The 19809-nt window shown below is 66.0% G+C and carries 17 protein-coding genes and 1 tRNA gene; 4 read left to right on the top strand and 14 right to left on the bottom strand.

The annotated features are described in order from the left end of the window. Positions 1–25 precede the first annotated feature (25 nt). The 3 genes from CWS39_RS08020 to CWS39_RS08010 are packed head-to-tail and all read right to left on the bottom strand — an operon-like array spanning position 26 to position 5609. Positions 26–2368, bottom strand: coding sequence for a glycerol-3-phosphate 1-O-acyltransferase (locus tag CWS39_RS08020; RefSeq protein WP_102142372.1), 2343 nt, complete (start codon positions 2366–2368; stop codon positions 26–28). Further along, positions 2365–4068: an HAD-IB family hydrolase/lysophospholipid acyltransferase family protein gene (locus CWS39_RS08015; protein ID WP_102142371.1), complete on the bottom strand. Its 1704-nt coding sequence runs from the start codon at positions 4066–4068 to the stop codon at positions 2365–2367. Before CWS39_RS08015 ends, CWS39_RS08020 begins: the two co-directional genes overlap by 4 nt. Positions 4069–4124: 56 nt before the next feature. Beyond that, on the bottom strand, positions 4125–5609 hold the full coding sequence (locus CWS39_RS08010; protein ID WP_102142452.1) for a wax ester/triacylglycerol synthase family O-acyltransferase: 1485 nt from the start codon (positions 5607–5609) through the stop codon (positions 4125–4127). A 102-nt stretch (positions 5610–5711) separates the two neighbouring features. Here CWS39_RS08010 and CWS39_RS08005 point away from each other — a divergent pair. From CWS39_RS08005 to CWS39_RS07995, 3 genes are all read left to right on the top strand, one after another. After that, positions 5712–5789: transfer RNA gene (locus tag CWS39_RS08005), tRNA-Arg, on the top strand. Then, positions 5789–6391: a class I SAM-dependent methyltransferase gene (locus tag CWS39_RS08000; protein ID WP_102142370.1), complete on the top strand. Its 603-nt coding sequence runs from the start codon at positions 5789–5791 to the stop codon at positions 6389–6391. The genes CWS39_RS08005 and CWS39_RS08000 overlap by 1 nt, the downstream gene beginning before the upstream one ends. A gap of 115 nt (positions 6392–6506) precedes the next feature. Beyond that, a complete protein-coding gene (locus CWS39_RS07995) occupies positions 6507–7256 on the top strand; it encodes an enoyl-CoA hydratase (RefSeq protein WP_102142369.1) in 750 nt (249 codons plus the stop codon). Between the two features lies 1 nt (position 7257). Here CWS39_RS07995 and CWS39_RS07990 read toward each other — a convergent pair whose 3' ends face one another. From CWS39_RS07990 to CWS39_RS07955, 8 genes are all read right to left on the bottom strand, one after another. Then, on the bottom strand, positions 7258–8445 hold the full coding sequence (locus CWS39_RS07990; protein WP_102142368.1) for a dihydrolipoamide acetyltransferase family protein: 1188 nt from the start codon (positions 8443–8445) through the stop codon (positions 7258–7260). Then, complete coding sequence (locus CWS39_RS07985) at positions 8442–9497, bottom strand: alpha-ketoacid dehydrogenase subunit beta (protein ID WP_102142367.1); 1056 nt, start codon at positions 9495–9497, stop codon at positions 8442–8444. The genes CWS39_RS07990 and CWS39_RS07985 overlap by 4 nt, the downstream gene beginning before the upstream one ends. Positions 9498–9500: 3 nt before the next feature. Then, the gene (pdhA, locus tag CWS39_RS07980; protein WP_102142366.1) at positions 9501–10592 is read right to left on the bottom strand and encodes a pyruvate dehydrogenase (acetyl-transferring) E1 component subunit alpha; all 1092 of its coding nucleotides are present in this window, start codon (positions 10590–10592) and stop codon (positions 9501–9503) included. 95 nt (positions 10593–10687) lie between these two features. Next, a complete protein-coding gene (locus CWS39_RS07975) occupies positions 10688–11506 on the bottom strand; it encodes an HpcH/HpaI aldolase/citrate lyase family protein (protein ID WP_102142365.1) in 819 nt (272 codons plus the stop codon). Beyond that, positions 11506–11994 carry a MaoC family dehydratase gene (locus CWS39_RS07970; protein WP_102142364.1) on the bottom strand — a complete coding sequence of 163 codons (489 nt, stop codon included), beginning with the start codon at positions 11992–11994 and terminating at the stop codon, positions 11506–11508. Before CWS39_RS07970 ends, CWS39_RS07975 begins: the two co-directional genes overlap by 1 nt. Continuing rightward, positions 11991–13151 carry an acyl-CoA dehydrogenase family protein gene (locus CWS39_RS07965; protein WP_102142363.1) on the bottom strand — a complete coding sequence of 387 codons (1161 nt, stop codon included), beginning with the start codon at positions 13149–13151 and terminating at the stop codon, positions 11991–11993. The genes CWS39_RS07970 and CWS39_RS07965 overlap by 4 nt, the downstream gene beginning before the upstream one ends. After that, entirely contained in the window at positions 13148–15136 is a 1989-nt protein-coding gene (locus tag CWS39_RS07960; RefSeq protein WP_102142362.1) for an acetyl-CoA carboxylase biotin carboxylase subunit, read from the bottom strand. The genes CWS39_RS07965 and CWS39_RS07960 overlap by 4 nt, the downstream gene beginning before the upstream one ends. 4 nt (positions 15137–15140) lie before the next feature. Further along, positions 15141–16691, bottom strand: a complete 1551-nt coding sequence (locus tag CWS39_RS07955; protein ID WP_102142361.1) for a carboxyl transferase domain-containing protein — start codon at positions 16689–16691, stop codon at positions 15141–15143. A gap of 71 nt (positions 16692–16762) precedes the next feature. Here CWS39_RS07955 and CWS39_RS07950 point away from each other — a divergent pair, with 71 nt between their 5' ends. Continuing rightward, on the top strand, positions 16763–17395 hold the full coding sequence (locus CWS39_RS07950) for an SACE_7040 family transcriptional regulator (protein ID WP_431306099.1): 633 nt from the start codon (positions 16763–16765) through the stop codon (positions 17393–17395). Here the strand turns inward: CWS39_RS07950 and CWS39_RS29115 are convergent. From CWS39_RS29115 to CWS39_RS07940, 3 genes are all read right to left on the bottom strand, one after another. Next, positions 17392–17547, bottom strand: a complete 156-nt coding sequence (locus CWS39_RS29115; protein WP_142386814.1) for a DUF6131 family protein — start codon at positions 17545–17547, stop codon at positions 17392–17394. The genes CWS39_RS07950 and CWS39_RS29115 overlap by 4 nt on opposite strands. 63 nt (positions 17548–17610) lie before the next feature. Then, on the bottom strand, positions 17611–17820 hold the full coding sequence (locus tag CWS39_RS07945) for a hypothetical protein (RefSeq protein WP_102142359.1): 210 nt from the start codon (positions 17818–17820) through the stop codon (positions 17611–17613). A 94-nt stretch (positions 17821–17914) separates the two neighbouring features. Continuing rightward, positions 17915–19792 carry an alpha/beta hydrolase family protein gene (locus tag CWS39_RS07940; RefSeq protein WP_102142358.1) on the bottom strand — a complete coding sequence of 626 codons (1878 nt, stop codon included), beginning with the start codon at positions 19790–19792 and terminating at the stop codon, positions 17915–17917. Positions 19793–19809 lie beyond the last annotated feature (17 nt).

The following is a 19809-nucleotide window of genomic DNA, read 5'->3' as shown; positions in this document are numbered from 1 at the left end:
TGGCGTGGCCGCTGCATCGCTGCGGCTAGGCGGATTGCTGACGCTGCCGGCGTCGCTCCATCTCACGGGCGTAGAACTGCTCGCGCGAGATCGCCTCGACCTTGTCCATATCGGCCAGGATCGCCCGCAGTTCGGCGAGGAATGCCGACCGCCGCTCGGCCAGATCGGGTGCGGGCTCCAGCAGATTCTGATCCGCGACGACCTGGCGTGCGGTGGCGAACAAAAGCGCCGAGACCGACTCGTTGCTGTGTACGCGGTCCTGCGCGACGTATTGGCGCCCGACGCCGAGGGCCCGCGTCGTCAGTTCTTTCTCCTCGACTTCGGCGGGTAGGTCACGTAGCACGTCGGCCACGATCTCGTAGGCCTCGAAGTACGGCCGCAGCATGGCACCGGCCACCAGTGGGCGCTTGGCCCGCAACAACATGTCGACCTCACCGGCTTCGACATGGGTTTCCCAGTCCTCGTGCCACGACATCTCCTCGGCGACGTGCTCGCGGAAGGCGGCCGAGTCGGCGAAATAGAAGTCGAACTTCAGCAGATCGCGCAGCCGCATCACCTGCGACCAGAACGCCTCGAGTCTATTGCCTTCGGCACGCCCCGCATAAGCGAGGCCCAGGTCGACGATCGATGTCTCCAGGAACGCGTGGATCAACGTGTTGCGGTAGAACGACGCCTCGTGCTCGTCTTCGGGGGCGATGTACCAGACAGGCTCGCGGCCGCTGTCGACGCGGGTTACGGGATGACCGTTCGACAGCGCGTCCACCGCCGCCCGCACACCGTCTTGGGTTCGTAATCGCAACGCGCTGTTGGTGATCGGAGTCTGCTTGCGCTCCAAATAGTCCAGCGAATCCTGTAGGGTGTGGTGCAGCTGGTCGAGTGTGAGCGCCCGACCGCGGGTGGCCAACAACAACGCCGACACCAACCCGGTCGCGTTGACCGGGGTGGCGCGCAGGATGCGCCAGGCCACCTCGAACGCCATCTTCTGCATGGCGAGGCGCTTGGCAGCCTGGTCTGTCGTCATCGGACCGTGCGGATCGCCGAGGTACTCGCGCATCGAAACCGCTTCGGGGAAGCGGACATAAATCTTGCCGTAGTTGCGCTCCCCCTGCGCCTTGATGAAGTTGTACAGCCAGCTCAAACCCTCGGGCGTCTTCTCACCACCACGGGCGTATGCGGCGTATTCGGCGGTCTCGTGCAACTGATCGAAGCTGATGGACACCGGCTGCAGCAGGATGTCTTCACTGCGCCCGTCGAGGTACGCGTCGGCGACGTAGGCGAGCAAACCGAGCTTGGGCGGCAACATCTTTCCGGTGCGGGAGCGCGTGCCCTCGATGGACCAGCTCAGGTTGAACCGCTTTTCGACGATATAACCGACGAACTGCCGCAACACATATTTGTAGAGCGGGTCGTCGAGCTTGCGCCGTAGAAAGATGACGCCGGAGTGGCGCATCAGCGGGCCCATGAGGCCGAACGACAGGTTGATGCCCGCGAAAGTATGGACCGGGGGTAATCGGTTCTCCTGCATCGCCACCGGCACGATCACGCCGTCGAGATAGGACCGGTGTGAGAACAGCAATACGGCCGGATGGGTCTCCAACGCCCGTCGCATCGCCTCGATTTCGGCGCGGTCGTAGTCGATGTTGGGGTCGAAGCCCCGGCTGAAGATCGCGCGGCCCACCGTCGGGATCAGATCGACCGAGAACCGACTCCATCCGGTGGATAGCTCGTCGAGCATCTCGCCGGCCTTCTCGATGGTGGCGCCGGGGATGTTCTCCAACCCTTCGCGGAATCTCGCCGACGCCAGCATCTCTGGTTTGATGAGTCGTGGCGACTTGTATTCCGGCCCCAGCAGCCGCAATTCCACCCGCTCGATCGCCAGGATCGCGCGGCGGATCACGAAACGCGCGAATTCCCTTGGGTTCTCGGCGACCGTGGTGTCGCTCCACTGCTGCCGCAATTCGGAGACTGTGGCGGGTTCACCGGCGACCACCCGGGCCCGCGACGGGTCCTTGCGCAGGATGCGACGTTGCAGGATCTCGGGAGGACGGTAGGTGTCGCGCCCGGATATCAGCGCCACCACCTTCGAACGCGTGGGCAGTCCACCCGGTATCCAGAACACCCGCACCGGCACGACGGTGCGATCCTCGTCGGCCTCCAGCAGTTCCACCAGTCGTGCCAGCACCCAACCCGGCGGGTCGTCGTCGACGGGCATCCGCAGCACCTCGACGTGGGTGTCGGGATGATCGCGGCGTTGCTGCGCCAGCCAGTCGTTCAGCAACTCCTCTTCGGCCGGTGACGACACCGACGCGAGCACGAGCGCATCGTCGGTGGCCGTGAACGGGGTGAAGTAGTCGGCGGGAACTTTCACGATCGACCTTTCGCGCCGGACTTCGGAGTGCCCTTCGCCGCGGTTTTGGTCGCCTTCACGGCTTTTTCGGCCTTCTTGGCTGCAGCCTTCTTGACGGCCGTCTTGGCGGCCTTCTTGGGTGCGGCCTTCTTGGGTGCGGCCTTCTTGACGGCCTTGGCCGGAGAACCCTTCTTGGCGGCCGTCTTCTTGGCCGGCGCTTGCCCGCCTGCCTTCTCAGCGGCCTTCTTGGCCGCCCTCGACCGGGTGTACAGCGGCACCTCGGGCACCGTGTCGTGCGGCCAGGCTTTGAGCGTGTCGAGGTAGAGCTGACGAACCTCCTCGATGCGATCGGTCAAGTTCTCCGTTGTCCAGTCGTCGACCGGAATCGGTGGATAGACAACGACATCCACGGTGCCGGGATTGAACGTCGTCGAATCACGGGCCGCGATGACTTCGGCGTTGCGGATCACGATCGGCACGATCGGTATCCCCGCCGACATCGCGATCCGGAACGGCCCCTTCTTGAACGGGCCGACCTCGGTGGTGTCGAGCCGGGTGCCCTCGGGCGCGATCAGGATCGACAAACCCTTGCGCGCAAGGTCTTCGACCTTCTTCAGGCCCTCGACGGCCTTCTTGGGGTCATCGCGGTCGATGAACGCCGCATCCATCACCTTGCCGATGGTGCCGACGATCGGATCTTTCTCCAGTTCCTTCTTGCCGACAGAGGTGAAGTTGTCGTTGACGAGCCTGCCCGCGATGATCGGGTCAACCTGGTTGCGGTGATTGAAGATGAACACCGCGGGCCGCTGTTTGGTCAGGTTCTCCTCGCCCAGCACGTTGAGGTGGACACCGGTGGCGGTCAGCAGCGCCCGACCGAACGCCGACGTGAAGAAGTTGACCCCGGTGCGCTTGTTGCGGGTCAAAAGGCCCAATCCGACGGCCCCTGCGGCGATCGGCATCATCGACGCCACACCCGCTACCGTGCGCAGCTGCGAAACGGGATTGCTCCCACTGCGACTGGTGAACCGCAGCACCGGCCACCCGCGTTTGGCCGCCACGGCGGCCAATTTGCCTGCGGGGTTGGTCGGCCGCGGATTGCCGACGAGGTACATCAACGCGACGTCTTCGTCACCGTCGGCGTAGAAGTAGCTCTTGGACAGGTCGATTCCGTTCTTCGCGGCGAATTCCTGCACCGCGCGGGCTTTGCCCGGGCCCCAGATGATCGGCCGCTTCACCTCGCCGGTGATCAGCCCGTCGTCGTCGGTCTCGAACTTGTTGCTCAGCACGTTTTCGATGCCCAGAAACCGTGCCACCGGCTCCACCTGCACGGTCAAAGCCGAAGAACTGAGTACGACGGTGTGGCCGCGGGCTTGGTGGGCGCGCACGAGTTCACGCATCTCGGGGTAGATGCGGCCCATGATCTTCTGCACGAACAGCCGTTCGGCCAATTCGTCGATATCGTCCAACGAACTACCGCGCAGCATACGGGCGCCCCTGCCGATGAGATCCTCGAACTCGGAGCGCCCGAGTTGGTGGTTGAGGCCGGCCTGCACCATGCCGATGAACTCGCCGACGCCCATCTGCCCGCGTCGCAAGCGATCTCGCGTCATGATCACACCGGTGAAGCCGGCCACCAGCGTGCCGTCCAGATCGAAGAACGCGCCGACTTCGGGCCCTTCCGGGCTGGCCTCGATCTCTGCGACCGACCCCGGCAGGCGCATTGTCTTCGACGCTTGACCGTTGCCTGAAGTCCCTGAAGTCCCTGAAGTCCCTGAAGTCATTGTGCTGCACTCCCGTTGGGTGAGGGCGTACTGGACTCAGCAGCCTCGACCGCGAACGTCGCCGGAACGGCCCGCGCCGGGCCGCCGAGCGCCAGCACTTCGTCGAATCCGGCAAGCAGGCACCGCGCGAACAGAGCGTCATCGTTGATGGCGGCGCGGTCGTAGCGCGCGGTGATGGTGCAGTAGCCGCCGCGGGAGATCAGCACCACCATCATCGCGACACCTGGCAGCGGGCCAAGCCCGTAGTGCCGCAAGATCTTTGCGCCGGCGATGTAGGTGTCGCCCGCATACACCGGCACATTGCTGGCTTGCACGTCGGAGTTGACGATCGAACCGGCCATCGATTCAAGCAGGTTGTCCGGTAACAGGCTGAGCACCGGGGCGATGGCGCCGACCATGTCCAGCGCGCGTTCTTCGCGCTTGCGCGTCATCTGTGCGCGGATGTTCTTGATGCGTCGCTGCGGATCGGCAATGCCCACGGGCGCAGCCAAGTTGACGCCCGTGAAACGATTTCCCCCGGCCGGGTCAGCCTCCGAGCGCAGATTGACCGGGACGGCCATCGGCAGCGCCTGGACGGGTATGCCCTTGGCTTCGTGATAGAGGCGCAGCGCACCGCACACCCCCGCCAGGTAGGCGTCGTTGATCGAGCCACCGACTGCCTTGGCCGCCTTGTGCAGATCGGACAGTGGGATGTCGATCGCCTCGGTCCGCGACGACAGGCTGCGGCGCCGGAGAAGCGGTGACGGTTCAGCGGCCGGGCTCATCACGCGAGCACCTGAGCGCGCATAGTCGACGACACCGCCCACCGCCGAGATCGGATCGCGGACCACCTGTCCGACCGCATGTGCGGCACCACCGAGCACCCCACGCACGCCCCCGAATATCGCGCCGGGAAGCCGGTTGATCCCTTCGCGCATAAGGTCATTGGGCGACAGATCCTGCGGAATGGGCAGCGGCGGGATCTCCTGCGGAGGCGGATCACGCTCGAGGTCATAGATGTTGGCGAACATTTCCACGCTGCCCACACCGTCGGTGACCGCGTGGCTCAAGTGCAACATGGTCGCGGCGCGGCCATCGGCGAGACCCTCGACCAGCGTCGCCGTCCACAGCGGACGGGAGATGTCCAGCGGCGATTGCAGCGCGACCTCGGCGAGGTCGATGACCTGGCGCAGCGTGCCCGGCGCGGGCACGCGCACCCGGCGCACGTGAAAGTCGAGGTTGAAGTCGGGATCGACCACCCAACGCGGCGCCGCGGTCGGCAACGTGGGCATCACCACCTTCTGGCGCAGCCGCAAGACCTTTCGCGAAGCGATATCGAACCGAGTGCGAAAGCGGTCCCAATCCGGGGTGGTATCGAGCAACTCGACGCCCATGATGCCGGAACGGGTGCGCGGGTTGGCTTCTCCGCGATGCAGGATCTGATCGAAGGGGCTGAGTTCCTCCGGAAGTCCGGCCGCGTCATGTTCCGGCACGTCGCTCATGGTCACCACGCTAGTCCGACGCCCGTCGGCGCGGAGTGCCTTTACCGCCCCGCTGTCGCGCCGGCCGATGCCGGGGCCTGCGAGATAGACTTTCCGGGCGTTGCCTCCGTAGCTCAGTTTGGATAGAGCATCGGACTTCTAATCCGACGGCCGCAGGTTCGAGTCCTGCCGGGGGCGCCATGGCTGGCTCACCCGAGTACTGGAACCACAACACCGCGTATCACCCCTGGCTGCTGCGCATCGCCGCGACGCACCGCGGTGACGTGCTGGACGTCGGCTGCGGGGACGGGCTGCTCGCGCAGCGACTGGCCGCCGTGTCTCGCTCCGTTACGGGCATAGATTCCGATGCCGCCGCAATTGAGCGGGCGCGAAACAGGTTGGCGGACCAGGCGAACGTCACCGTGTCGCACGAGAACTTCCACGCCTTCGACGCCGGTGCCCGAAGATACGACCTCATCACGTTTGTGGCCACCCTCCATCACATGGATCTGCGGGCAGCTCTGTCGAAGGCGCGCGACTTGTTGACACCGACCGGTGAGATTGCCGTGGTCGGCCTCGCCACCAATAAGTCGGTCTGGGACTGGGCCTGGGCCGTCGCTTGCGTACCGCCCGCCCGCATCGGCTCCTGGCTGCACGGTGAGACCCGAGATGTCGGTGGTGCCGTAGCCAATCCGCGTGAGGGGCTCGGCGAGATTCGCCGCACGGTCGCGGAAGTGCTTTCGGGAGCCTCCGTACGCAGGGCGCTCTATTACCGCTACCTGCTGCGGTGGACCAACAGCTGACTTACAGCTAAAACTTGTCGGTGGTTCGAACTAGTGTTCGACCTCCACCACCCCGAAAAACTACCTCGTCCAACCAGAAGACAACGACGAGCACTAGCGCACTACGCTGACGCGCGTGTCCGATCCGTTATTGGTCGACGTCACCGACCACGTCGCGCTGCTCACCGTCAACGATCCCGACCGCCGCAACGCCGTCACGGCCGAAATCTCGGCGGCATTGCGGGCGGCCGTCGATGCCGCCGAGGCCAATCCCGATGTGCACGCGGTGATCGTCACCGGCGCGGGCAAGGCGTTCTGCGCGGGCGCCGATCTGAGCGCACTGGGTGAAGCGACCGAGGGCGGCCTGCGCCGGATCTACGACGGCTTCCTCGCAATCGCCAATTGCACGTTGCCGACGATCGCGGCGGTCAATGGTGCCGCCGTCGGCGCCGGCTTGAACCTGGCGCTGGCAGCCGACGTGCGCATCGCCGGAGCGGCGGCGCTGTTCGATCCGCGGTTCCAGAAGCTCGGCATACATCCAGGGGGCGGCGCGACGTGGATGCTGCAGCGCGCCGTCGGCCCGCAGGTGGCACGGGCCTCCCTGCTCTTCGGCATGCGTTTCGACGCCGAGGCCGCAGTGCGACACGGCCTGGCGCTCACCATCGCCGAGGACCCCGTCGCCGCCGCACGCGAATTGGCCGCCGGTCCCGCCGCGGCCCCACGGGAAGTCGTCATCGCCACCAAGGCTTCGATGCGGGCCACCGCCAACCCTGGATTCGTCGACACCGAGCAGCACGCCATCGCGGTCGACACCGAGCTCGGCCCGCAAGCCGAATCGATCCTTTCGCCGGAATTCGCACGAAGGCTCGCCGCCGCCCGGAAGTGAGCTACAGGTCGAGCAACGCCAGTTCGGGCGACTCGATGAGATCGCGAAGCTCGCCCAGGAACGCCGCGACTTTCGCGCCGTCGGCGATTCGATGATCGAAGACGCATGTCAGCGGCATCGTCGGCCGAGGCACCACCGCACCGTCGACCACCACCGCCCTCGGCTTGAGCGCGCCGACACCGAGGATCGCCGCCTCCGGGTAGTTGATCACCGGCACTCCGTCGTCCAGGCCCAAGGCGCCGAAGTTGGACACGGTGAACGTCGAGCCGACCATGTCGACGGGTTTGAGGGTGCCGGCCCGCGCCTCGTCGATCAGCCGGCTCACTTCAGCGGCCATGGCCCGTGTCGTCTTGGCTTGGGCGTCCTTGACCACCGGCACCAACAATCCCCGCGGCGCCGCCACCCCGAAGCCCAGGTGCACGGCCGAATGCAGATGGATGTGCGGGCCATCCCCCGCGTCCACCCATGTGGAGTTCAACACCGGGTGGTGCGTCAGCGCCAGCGCCACCAACCGCAGCGTCAGCACGAACGGCGTGATCTGCGCGCCGCCCTCCCCGGGGGTTGAGCGCAGCCGGTCGCGCAGCCGCAGCAACGCGGTGCCGTCCACCTGAACGCTGGCGGTGGCATCAGGAATCTCGCGGCGCGACAAAGTCATTCGCTGCGCCATTTGCGCCTGCACACCACTGACCTCAAGCGTGTCCGAGGTCGGGAACGCCTGCCCGGCGGCGGCCAGCACATCCTCCCGGGTGATCACACCGCCGGGGCCAGAGCCGGCCAACGCGGTCAGGTCGACGTGCAGGTCGGCGGCCAGTTTTCGCACGGCGGGTTTGGCCCGCGGCCGCTCCGAGGGCGGCGCGGTGCGCCTGCTGGTGTCCATATCGTCGTCGGTGCCGTAGCCGACCAGCACCGGCTTGCGCGGCTTGGTCTCCTGCGAGGCGGGCGCGTGCGCCTCGGTGGCGATGCGCACCAGCACCGAGCCGACGTTGAGCGTGTCACCCTCGGCGCCGCCCAATTCGACCACCCGGCCCGCGAACGGACTGGGTATCTCGACCTCGGCCTTGTTGGTTTCCACGGTGCACAGCGTCTGGTTCAATTCGACGTCGTCACCCACCGCGACGTCCCAGCTGGTGATCGTGGCGTCCTCCAGACCCTCGCCGAGGTCGGGGACGAGGAAGTCCCGTACCGTCACGGCTGCTCCATCGCCCGCTCGACGCAGTCCAGCAGCCGGTCCGGCCCGGGCAGCCACAGCTTTTCGAGCCGCGCCGGCGGATACGGCGTGTCAAACCCGGTGGCGCGCAACACCGGCGCCTCCAAGTCGTAGAACAGCTCCTCCTGGATACGGGCGGCCAGTTCGGCGCCGAAGCCCAACGTCCGTGGCCCCTCATGCATCACCACCGCGCGACCGGTCTTGCGTACCGACTCGGCGACGGTGTCGAAGTCGAGCGGGTTCAACGACCGAAGGTCGACGACCTCGAGGCTCCAGCCCTGTGCATCCGCCAAATCTGCTGTGGCCAAGGCGGTCTGGACGAGCCCACCGTACGTCAGGACGGTGACGTCGTCGCCGCTGCGCCGCACCGCTGCCCGGCCTATCGGCAGCCCCGGAGTTGTGGTGTCGACGGGCTCGCGCGCCCAGTACCGTCGCTTGGGCTCCAGGTAGATCACCGGGTCTGGACTGGTAATTGATTGCCGCAGCAACCAATACGCATCCGACGGTGTCGACGGAACCACAACCTTCAACCCGGCGGTGTGCAGCCAATAGCTTTCGGTGGATTCCGAATGGTGTTCCACCGCACCGATTCCGCCGAACGACGGAATCCGGATGGTGACGGGCATGTCGAGATCGCCGTGGCTGCGCATCCGGTACTTCGCCAGATGGCTGGCAATCTGGTCGAACGCCGGGTAGCTGAAGCCGTCGAACTGGATCTCGGGCACCGGCACAAAACCGCGGATCGCCATTCCGATCGCGATGCCGACGATCGCCGACTCAGCCAGCGGCGTGTCGAAACATCTTTGGTCACCGAATGTTTCGGCCAGCCCGTCGGTCACCCGGAACACGCCACCCAGCTTCGCGACGTCCTCGCCGAAGACCAGCACCCGATCGTCGGCGGCCATCGCGTCGTGCAGCGCGCGATTGATCGCGGCCACCATCGTCAGTTCCGCGACGGTCGGCACCGCGGTGAACAGCGGACCCTCGGGCGTATCGCCCCCACGCATCGGGGGCCGGTCGATGATCTGGGTCATCTCTCACGCCTCCTTCGCCAGTTCGGCCAACAATTGCTCGCGTTGCTGCGCGAGGGTCGGGGTGATCTCGGCATACACGGTGTCGAACATGTCGGTGATGTCCATATCGGGTGCTCCGACAATGGAATCCCGAAGCTCCGTCCGCAGCCGCTTGGACTTCGCCGCCACCCTCCCCTCCAATCGGTCGGTCCACACCCCGATGGACTGCAAGTAGGTCCGATAGCGCGGAAGCGGATCGCGGGCCAACCAGTAATCGACCTCCTCTTGCGAGCGGTACCGCGTCGGATCGTCGGAGGTGGTATGGGGGCCCAGCCGATACGTGATCGCCTCGATCAACGTCGGGCCGCCGCCTTCGCGGGCCCGCGCGGCGGCCTCGGCCATCACCGCGTAGCACGCCAGCACGTCGTTGCCGTCGACCCGGATCCCCGGCATGCCGTATCCGACGGCGCGGTGCGCAATCGACGGCGCGGCCAATTGATGGCTCACCGGAACCGAGATGGCCCACTGGTTGTTCTGCACGAAGAACACGCACGGCGCCTTGAATACCGACGCCAAGTTCAGCGCCTCGTGCGCGTCGCCCTCGCTGGTGGCACCGTCACCGAGGAACGCCACCGTCACCGATTCTTCGCCCAGCCGCTGCGCGGCCATCGCCGCCCCGACCGCGTGCAGCCCGTGGGTACCGATCGGAATGGCGATCGGGGCCACGCACTTCTTGGTGAACCCCAGCCCGCCGTGCCACATGCCCCGCCAGATCGCGCCCATCTGTGCCGGCGTGATGCCCCGCAGCAGGAACGCCCCGATCTCGCGGTACTGCGGGAAGAGCCAGTCGGTTTTGCGCAGGCATGCGGCCGCGCCGATCTGGGCGGCTTCCTGGCCTCGGCACGACGCGAACAATGCCAGCTCGCCCTGGCGCTGCAGGTTGACGAACTCGACGTCGAGGTCGCGCGTGACGACCATCATCTCGTAGAGCCAGCTAAGAGTTTCGGGCGGCAAATCCCGGCTGTAGCGATCCTCGGCGGTTGGTGTCCCGTCCGGGGCCACCAACGTCACCGGCTCGATGTCGACGACCGTCTGGGTCGCAGATAGCTCAGCCATACCGCCTCCTTCTCGGTGACGGCATGTTCCGCCGTCAGACCGTGAGGTGCTCAGCGCGGAGGCGATAAGAGCAATCCCCTGGTGAGGGGTGCCAGCTAACTACCGGGGTGGGGCGCTAGCTGGACAATGCGCTCTGCTCGCCGCAGCACTGGGGCATCCACCATTATGCCCTCGAATTGGAAGACCCCTCGCTCATCGCGGGCGGCGGCCAGCACGTGTCGTGCCCAGTCGACCTGGTCGGCCGTCGGGGTGTAGCCCTCGCGAATGACAGCGACCTGCGACGGGTGGATGGCGACCTTCGCATCGAATCCGACCGCTACCGCGTCGTCGACCTCGGCGCGCAGCCCGTCAAGGTCCTTGATGTCCAGATAGACCGAATCCAGCGCCATGCGCCCGTACGCCTTGGCGGCCAGCAGCGTCTGGGACCGGACGTGCTTGGCGACGTCGCGATAACTGCCGTCGGCGTTGCGGTTGGCGGTGCCGCCGAGCACGGCGAAAAGATCCTCCGCCCCCCACATGACCGCGAACGCGTTGTCGGGCTGCACCAGCTCGGTGACGGCAAGCGCTCCCAGCGGCGTCTCGATCAACACCACCACGTCCAGTGGCGCCAGCGCTCGAACCTGGTCGACGGACTCGGTTTTGGCCAGCATCACGGTGGTGTAGGCGGTCTTGCTCAGCGCCTTCAGGTCGAGCTCGTGGTCGGCGGTGGCGGCGGGGTTGACCCGTACCACGGTTCTGGCCGGGTCCAGCGGTGTGTCGATCAGGGCAGTGCGGGCAACTTCCCGATCCTTGCCCGCGACCCCGTCTTCTAGGTCCAGAATGACGACATCCGCTGCGGCGGCGGCCTTTTCGAATCGTTCCGGACGATCGGCCGGGCAGAACAGCCACGCCGGCCCGGGCTGTTGCAACGCCATCAGGCCTCCGTCGCCGGGCGCATGCGCACCATCGTCTTGCGGACGGCGGTGGCCACCACGTCACCGTGCTGGTTGCGGCCGGTGTGGGCCAGCGTCACCACCCCTTCGCCGGGACGGCTCTTCGATTCGCGTTTCTCAGTCACCAACGTCTCGGCGTACAGCGTGTCGCCGTGGAAAAGCGGTTTGGGGAACGCGATTTCGCTGAATCCGAGATTCGCGACGATGGTGCCCTGGGTCAGCTGGGCCACCGACAGACCGACGAGCGTCGACAGCGTGAACATTGAATTGACCAGCCGCTGGTTGAACGGCGGCAGTGCGTCGGCGAACGCCGCGTCCAGATGCAGTGCCTGGGTGTTCATCGTCAGCGTGGTGAACAACACGTTGTCGGCCTCGGTGATGGTGCGCCCCGGCCGATGCAGATACGTCGTGCCCGGTTCGAATTCCTCGAACCACAGGCCGCGTTGTTCAATGACCTTTCCGTCACTCATAGACCGGCCTCCCGCGCGATCAACATCAGCTGCACCTCCGTTGTCCCCTCGCCGATTTCGAGGATCTTGCTGTCCCGGTAGTGGCGGGCGACAACGAACTCGTTCATGAAGCCGTAGCCGCCGAAAACCTGCGTGGCATCGCGGGCGTTGTCCATCGCCGCCTCGCTGGCGACCATCTTGGCGATCGCGGCGTGCTTCTTGAAAGGCTTGCCGGACAACATCAATGCGGCTGCGTCATAGTAGGCGGTGCGGGCGGTATGGGCGCGGGCCTCCATCCGGGCGATCTTGAAGGCGATGGCCTGGTTCTCGCCGATCTTCCGGCCGAATGCCTCGCGTTCCTTGGCGTACTTCACGCATTCGTCCACGCAGCCCTGGGCCGCACCGACCGACAGCGCGGCGATCGCGATCCGCCCTTCGTCGAGAATGCGCAGAAAGTTCGCGTAGCCGCGACCGCGTTCGCCGAGCAGGTTCTCCTGGGGTACGCGCACATCGTCGAAGCTCAGCGGATGGGTGTCCGACGCATTCCAGCCGACCTTGTTGTACGCGGGCTCGGCGGTGAATCCCGGTGTGGGCACCGGCACCAGGATCGTCGAGATCTCTTTTTTGCCATCGGTTTCCCCGGTGACCGCGGTGACGGTGACAAGTTTGGTGATGCCGGTTCCGGAGTTCGTGATGAACTGCTTGCTGCCGTTGATCACCCAATGTCCGTCGTCTAGACGGGCGGTGGTCTTGGTGGCGCCGGCGTCGGTGCCGCCGCCGGGCTCAGTCAGGCCGAATGCGGCCAGTGCGCGGCCACTTGTCAGCTGCGGCAACCATTCCTGCTTCTGGGCTTCATTGCCGAAGCGGTACACCGGCATCGCGCCGAGCGATACGCCGGCCTCCAACGTGATCGCCACGCTCTGGTCGACCTTGCCGAGTTCCTCCAGCGCCAGGCACAGCGCGAAGTAGTCTCCGCCCATGCCGCCGTACTCCTCGGGGAACGGAAGGCCGAACAGCCCCATATCGGCCATGCCCGCGACCACTTCGTACGGGAACGAGTGCTCGGCATCGTGTTTGGCCGCGACCGGTGCCACGACGCTCTGGGCGAAGTCGCGCACGGTCTTGGCAAGCTGCTCATAGTGATCGGGCAGCATCCCGGTGGCCAGAAAATCGGTCATGACTCGTCTGCTTTCTGCGTTGCACTGATACGGGCCAGCGGCTGGCCCACCTTGACCTGATCGCCCACGGCGACAAGCAGTTCGACGACACCGTCCACCGGCGCGGTGAGGGCGTGCTCCATCTTCATGGCTTCGACGGTGACCACCACCGAACCGCTGTCGACGGAGGCGCCGTCGGTGACACCGACCGCCACAACCGATCCCGGCATCGGGCTGACCAGTTCGGCATCGCCGCTGTGCGCGTCGTCGGGACGTACCGGTGCTTCGCGCACCTCCTCGATGACGGCCGTGCGACCCGCCCCGTGCAACCAGATGTGATGATCGGTGGTGGCGACGAGGTAGTCGGTGCGCAGCCCGTCGAGAGTGACGGCCAGTCGATCACCGTCGAGTGTTGCGGTGAGCGAACGTGATTCGCCGTCCTCGACCGCCGCCACGGCATCGTGCGGGGTGCCCGTGAGCCGGACATGGTCGGTGCGATCACCGGCGTGCAGCCGAAACACGACCGGAGCCCGCTCCCCCATCCGCCATCCCGAGGGCACCGCCCACAGGTCTTCGGCAACTGGGGGCCAGGCGCGCAGCCACTTGTACGCGGCGGCGGCGATGAGTTCGTCGTCGCCGGGATCGGCGGGAACGAAATCGGGGGTCCGGCGGTCCAGCAGGCCCGTGTCCAGCCGCCCTGTGGCGACGTCGGGTTCGGCCAGCAGGAACCGCAGGAACTCGATGTTGGTGGCGACGCCGAGCACGGCGGTGTCGGCCAGCGCGCGGTCCAGCGCGCGCAACGCGGATGGACGGTCGTCGGCCTGGGCGATGACTTTGGCGAGCATCGGGTCGTAATCGCTGCCGATGACGCTGCCCGCGGCCAAGCCCGAATCCACCCTGATACCAGGGCCTTGCGGCTCGACCAGATCGAGTACCGTCCCCCCGGTCGGCAGGAATCCGTGGGCGGGGTCCTCGGCGTAGACGCGGGCCTCGATGGCATGCCCGGACATCGTCACGTCATCCTGCACGATGGGCAGCTTCTCGCCCGCCGCGATGCGCACCTGAAGTTCGACCAGGTCGACACCGGTCACCATTTCGGTCACCGGGTGTTCCACCTGCAGACGGGTGTTCATTTCCATGAAGAAGAACTCATCGGGGCGGTCGGCGGAGACGATGAACTCCACGGTTCCCGCGCCGGTGTAGTCGACGCTGCGGGCGGTATCGCATGCCGCGGCCCCGATCCGGGCCCGGGTCGGGGCGTCCATTAGCGGCGACGGTGCTTCCTCGATCACCTTCTGGTGTCGGCGCTGCAGGCTGCATTCGCGTTCCCCGAAGTGCACGACGTTGCCGTAGCCGTCGGCAAGCACCTGAACCTCAATGTGCCGCGGGTGCAACACATACCGCTCCAAGAACAGTGTGTCGTCGCCGAATGCGGCGGCCGCCTCGCGACGCGCGGAAGCGAGGGCGGCCTCGAGTTCGCCGCGCTTCTCCACCACGCGCATGCCCTTGCCCCCGCCACCGGCCGACGGCTTGACCAACACGGGATAACCGACATCCTCGGCGCCAGCGATCAGGTCGGCGTCGGTGAGCCCCGGTCGGGACACACCCGGCACCACCGGCACACCGAACGCCGACACCGCGGCCTTGGCAGCGATCTTGTCGCCCATGGTCTGGATCGCCGTCACGGGCGGCCCGATGAAGACGATGCCCGCGGCCTGCAGAGCGGCGGCGAATTGCGGGTTCTCCGAGAGGAACCCGTAGCCGGGGTGGACGGCCTGGGCGCCGGTGCGCTGTGCTGCGGCGATGATCGCGTCGATGTTCAGATAACTCTGCCGCGCGGGTGCGGGCCCGATGTGCACCGCGACGTCGGCTTCGGCGACGTGGCGCGCGCCCGCATCGGCGTCGCTGAACACCGCCACCGAGCGAATTCCCATGGCGCGCAAGGTGCGGATGACCCGCACCGCGATCTCCCCGCGGTTGGCGACCAGCACGGTATCGAAAGTCATCTCATCACATCCGGAATACGCCGTAGGAGATCGGCTCGAGCGGGGCCTGCGCGACGACCGAAAGCGCCAACCCCAGAACGGTTCTGGTGTCCGCCGGGTCGATGACGCCGTCATCCCACAGCCGGGCCGTGGAGTAGTACGGGTTGCCCTGGTGTTCGTACTGCGCCCGGATCGGCGCCTTGAACTGTTCCTCTTCCTCTGCGGTCATCTCGCCGCGCACCGTGGCCAGGACCGATGCCGCCTGCTCCCCGCCCATCACCGAGATCCGGGCGTTGGGCCACATCCACAGGAATCGCGGCGAATACGCTCTGCCGCACATGGAGTAGTTACCCGCGCCGTATGAGCCACCGATGACGACCGTCAGCTTGGGCACTCGCGCGCAGGCCACCGCGGTCACCATCTTGGCGCCGTGCTTGGCGATGCCGCCCGCCTCGTAGTCGCGACCGACCATGAAGCCGGAGATGTTCTGCAGGAACAACAGCGGGATCAGCCGCTTGTCGCACAGCTCGATGAAATGTGCGCCCTTCAAGGCTGATTCAGAAAACAGCACGCCGTTGTTGGCGACGATGCCGACCGGGTGGCCGTGGATGCGGGCGAAGCCCGTCACGAGGGTGCTGCCGTATTCCGCCTTGAACTCCGAGAACTCACCGCCGTCGACGATGCGGGTGACGACCTCGTGCACGTCATAGGGCACCCGGGGGTCGACGGGCACCACGTCGTAGAGCTCGGTTTGGTCGGCCACCGGGTCGACCGTCGGCATCACTTCCCAGGGCGGGGTTTCGCGGGGCCCGAGCGTCGCGACGATGCGCCGGACGATACGCAGCGCGTCGCGGTCGTCGTGCGCCAGATGGTCGGTGACGCCGGAGGTCTTGGAGTGCAGGTCGCCACCGCCGAGGTCCTCGGCCGACACCACCTCGCCCGTCGCGGCCTTAACCAAGGGTGGGCCGCCGAGGAAGATCGTGCCCTGGTTGCGCACGATCACGGCTTCGTCGCTCATGGCCGGCACATACGCCCCACCGGCCGTACATGACCCGAGCACGGCGGCGATCTGAGGGATGCCCTGGGCGCTGAGGTTGGCTTGGTTGAAAAAGATCCGGCCGAAGTGGTCGCGGTCGGGGAACACCTCGTCTTGGCGGGGAAGGAACGCGCCGCCGGAATCCACCAGGTAGATGCAGGGCAGCCGGTTCTGCCCGGCGATCTCCTGGGCGCGCAGATGCTTCTTCACCGTAATCGGGTAGTACGTACCGCCTTTGACGGTTGCATCGTTGGCCACGATCATGCATTCGCGACCCGACACCCGCCCGATGCCGGCGATCATTCCCGCGCCGGGGCACTCGTCGTCGTACATGCCGTCGGCGGCCAGCGGCGCCAGTTCGAGAAACGCACTGCCGGGGTCCAGCAGGCCGTCCACCCGGTCCCGCGGCAACAATTTCCCTCGCCCCACATGACGTTCGCGCGACTGCGCCGGGCCGCCGAGGGCGGCGGCGGCGAGCTTGGCGCGCAACTGGGCGACCAACCCAAGATGCTCGTCGCGATGTGCCGCCCGCGGTGTCATGGCACTCCTGATCCGGCTCAATTTCAGTTAATGGGCGCTAACCCGTGGTATGTTAGTCACGATTAACCGAGATGTCTACTGGCCGGGAGCCGTGCATGTCCAGTCCGACGCCGACGCGCCGCAGCAGGGCGAAATCGGATCGGCGCAGCCAACTCATCGCCGCAGCGGAACGCCTGGTCGCCGAACGTGGCTATCTCGCCGTGCGGCTGGAGGACATCGGAGCGGCCGCAGGAGTCAGTGGACCAGCGATCTACCGGCACTTTCCGAACAAAGAAGCGCTGCTCGTCGAACTGTTGGTCGGCATCAGCACCCGGCTGCTGGCCGGTGCGACCGAGGTGGTGGCGCGGGCGCACGATCCCGCGTCTGCGCTGGATGGATTGATCGACTTTCACCTTGACTTCGCATTGGGCGAGCCGGACTTGATCCGCATCCAAGACCGCGACCTCGGGCACCTACCTCCGAACGCCAAGCGCCAAGTCCGAAAGGCGCAGCGTCAGTACGTGGAGATCTGGGTCGACGTACTGCGGCAATTGCAGCCCACGCTCGGTGAGGCCGATGCGCGACTGATGGCCCATGCCGCCTTCGGATTGCTGAATTCCACGCCACACAGCGTCAAGCCGGGTTCCGCCAATTCACGCGCGGTGCTGCGCGCGATGACCGTCGCAGCACTGAGGTCAACCGGTGACGGCAGCGCCCGCCGTTAATACCAGTAACGCCGGCCGCCGACGGGTCGTCCTGCCATACCCAACAGCCAGAACACGGCACCGATGACCAAGAGCACAACACCGATGTAGGTCAAAATCGAAATGCCGAACACCAGCCCGAGGACCAGCAAGATGGCTCCGATGACAATCATGGTTACTCCACTTTCTTCGTAATGGCGTAGGTGAACTTTCGTGAATTGGTCAGTGCCAGTGGGCTACTGGCTGGGCTCGGGAAGATTGCAATCCGTGACCTTCGGGTTGACTCCCGCGTAATTCAACGGCCCCACGAGCACTGTCAGCGCAATGCTGCCCGCTGTGGCGCAATTGGTTTCACTGGTGGAGAAGTAATCGCGCTGATAGGCCGCGACGACCCCGATCAGCAACCAGACGAACACAATGACGCCGATGATTCCGCCACCTCGCATGCCCCGCCTCCATCCGTGTTCGCGCCAAACCTAGCGCGCAGCACGGTTTACCCGCAGGACAATTCCAATAAACATGGTGAGTCGCGCAATGAGCTCAGCCGATCGGACTCGGCGCGAATGCCGCGGTCAGCCAACGCGTCATGGCGCTGACCAGCGTCGCACGGTTCTCGCGTTTGACGATTTCGTGTCCGTCGTCGTCGAAAATCAACAATTCGACGTTGTGGCCCAGCGAGCGCAGCGCCTCGAACATTTGTTGGGATTCACTGGGCGGGACGTTGGTGTCGTTGGCGCCGTGGACGAGCAACATCGGTGCGGTCAGCGCGTGCGCTCTCAGCAATGGCGACAACCGTTCCAACAGCTCCCGGTCGGCAATCGGGTGACCGTATTTTGGGTAGGCCGCGGCCGCGATCCACGGCTCGGTGGTGCGGTACCAGGTGTTCAAGTCGCTCATCCCGCAGATGCTGATGCCCGCCGCGAACAGGTCTGGGTGAAATGTCAACGCCGCCTGGGTGAGGTAACCGCCGTAGGACCATCCGCTGCAGGCGATGCGATCGGTCGGGACCTCCTCGCGCTCGATCAGGAACTCGACACACGCGGCGACGTCGTCGATGGCCGCGAACCGCAGTTCCTTGTCGTCGGCGTGCATGAACGCGCGTCCGAAACCGCCGGACCCCCGCACATTCGGGGCGAACACCGTGATGCCGGCCTCCAGCAGCGGCGGGAAGAACTCGTTGTAGCCCGGCCGGGATTGTCCTTCCGGCCCGCCGTGCAAAAAGATCATCGCCCCGATCGGCCGCACCGGAGCCGGCGGCCGATACAGCCACCCACTCATCTCCAGACCATCTCGCGCCGTGACGAATTCGAGTGTCGGGTCCGCGGTCAGCGGCCCTCGGCTGGGCTCGCGGTCGATGCGCTCCCATTCCCTGGTGCGCGGGTCCACCAGCTCGACGGTGGGCGGCAGGTTCGGACTCTCGACGGTCATCGCCACCATCGAACCGCCCGCGCTGATGCTCAACTCGGTGGCCACCAACCCGGGCAGCGGGATCGGCTCGGACAGTGTGTTGTCCGCATAGGAGAGAATCTGTAATTCGCTGCAGCCGTGAATGTTCCACAACAATGCCACGGTCGACAGGTCGTCGCTGACGACGAACTCGTCCAAGTCGTAGCCTGGCCGCTCGGCGACCACATGGTAGGACACGCCGTCCGCGGTGGTCGTCACCTCCAGCAAGCGGGCGTGTGCGGCGCCGTTGTCGCTGCGAATCAGCGCGCGCACGAATCCCTCTGTGCTGTTTAATCCGTAGACCTTGTGCGGCTGGTACAAGGTCATGGTTTCGCCGTCCAAACCGGACCGCAGCCTTCGCGGGCTGTGGTCGTCGAGGATCGTGCCCGCGTCGGTGGTCGAACCAGGATCGTAAGGCAGCAAAGCGATTTCGGTGAGTCCACGCAGCATGATCAGATCGCGATAGCCGCGCGGGCCCACCCGCACCAGTGAGGCGCCCGCCCAGGAGTCGACGAGCCGACCGCCCGAGCGACGGTCGAGCAGCACCGTGCTGCCGTCGGCCGGGTTGATCAGACACGAGCTGCCCACACCATCCTCGCCGGTCAGGATCGCCGCGACTTGCGTTCCGTCCCAACCGATCAGCTCGGCGGTGCCCTCACCCAACGGAGATGACCACCGGTCGATGCGATGTGCATCGCGGTCGTCGGGATCGGTTGTGACCACCCAGATCTGGCTTCGTGTACCGCCTTCGGGTGCGACTTCGCATGCCAGCCAGTGGCCGTCGGCGGAATGGATCACGCGGTTGACGGGTCCTTCGACCGGCAGCTCGACATCGCGCGACGAGCTCGCCCGCCAGCCGCGCAGGAAGCGCTGGACCGCGCGGGGGTAACCACCGTCGTCGACGAGATGGGCGAACGCCGTGGCATCCGGAGACAGGGAGGCGCCGTAGTTGGTGCGTACGAACGATGCCACGACTCAATTCTGGCCAG

The organism is Mycobacterium hubeiense, assembly GCF_002838065.1.
Taxonomy (GTDB): domain Bacteria; phylum Actinomycetota; class Actinomycetes; order Mycobacteriales; family Mycobacteriaceae; genus Mycobacterium; species Mycobacterium hubeiense.
The sequence above is the reverse complement of the archived record's forward strand: the minus strand, read 5'-3'. Positions and strand labels throughout refer to the sequence as shown.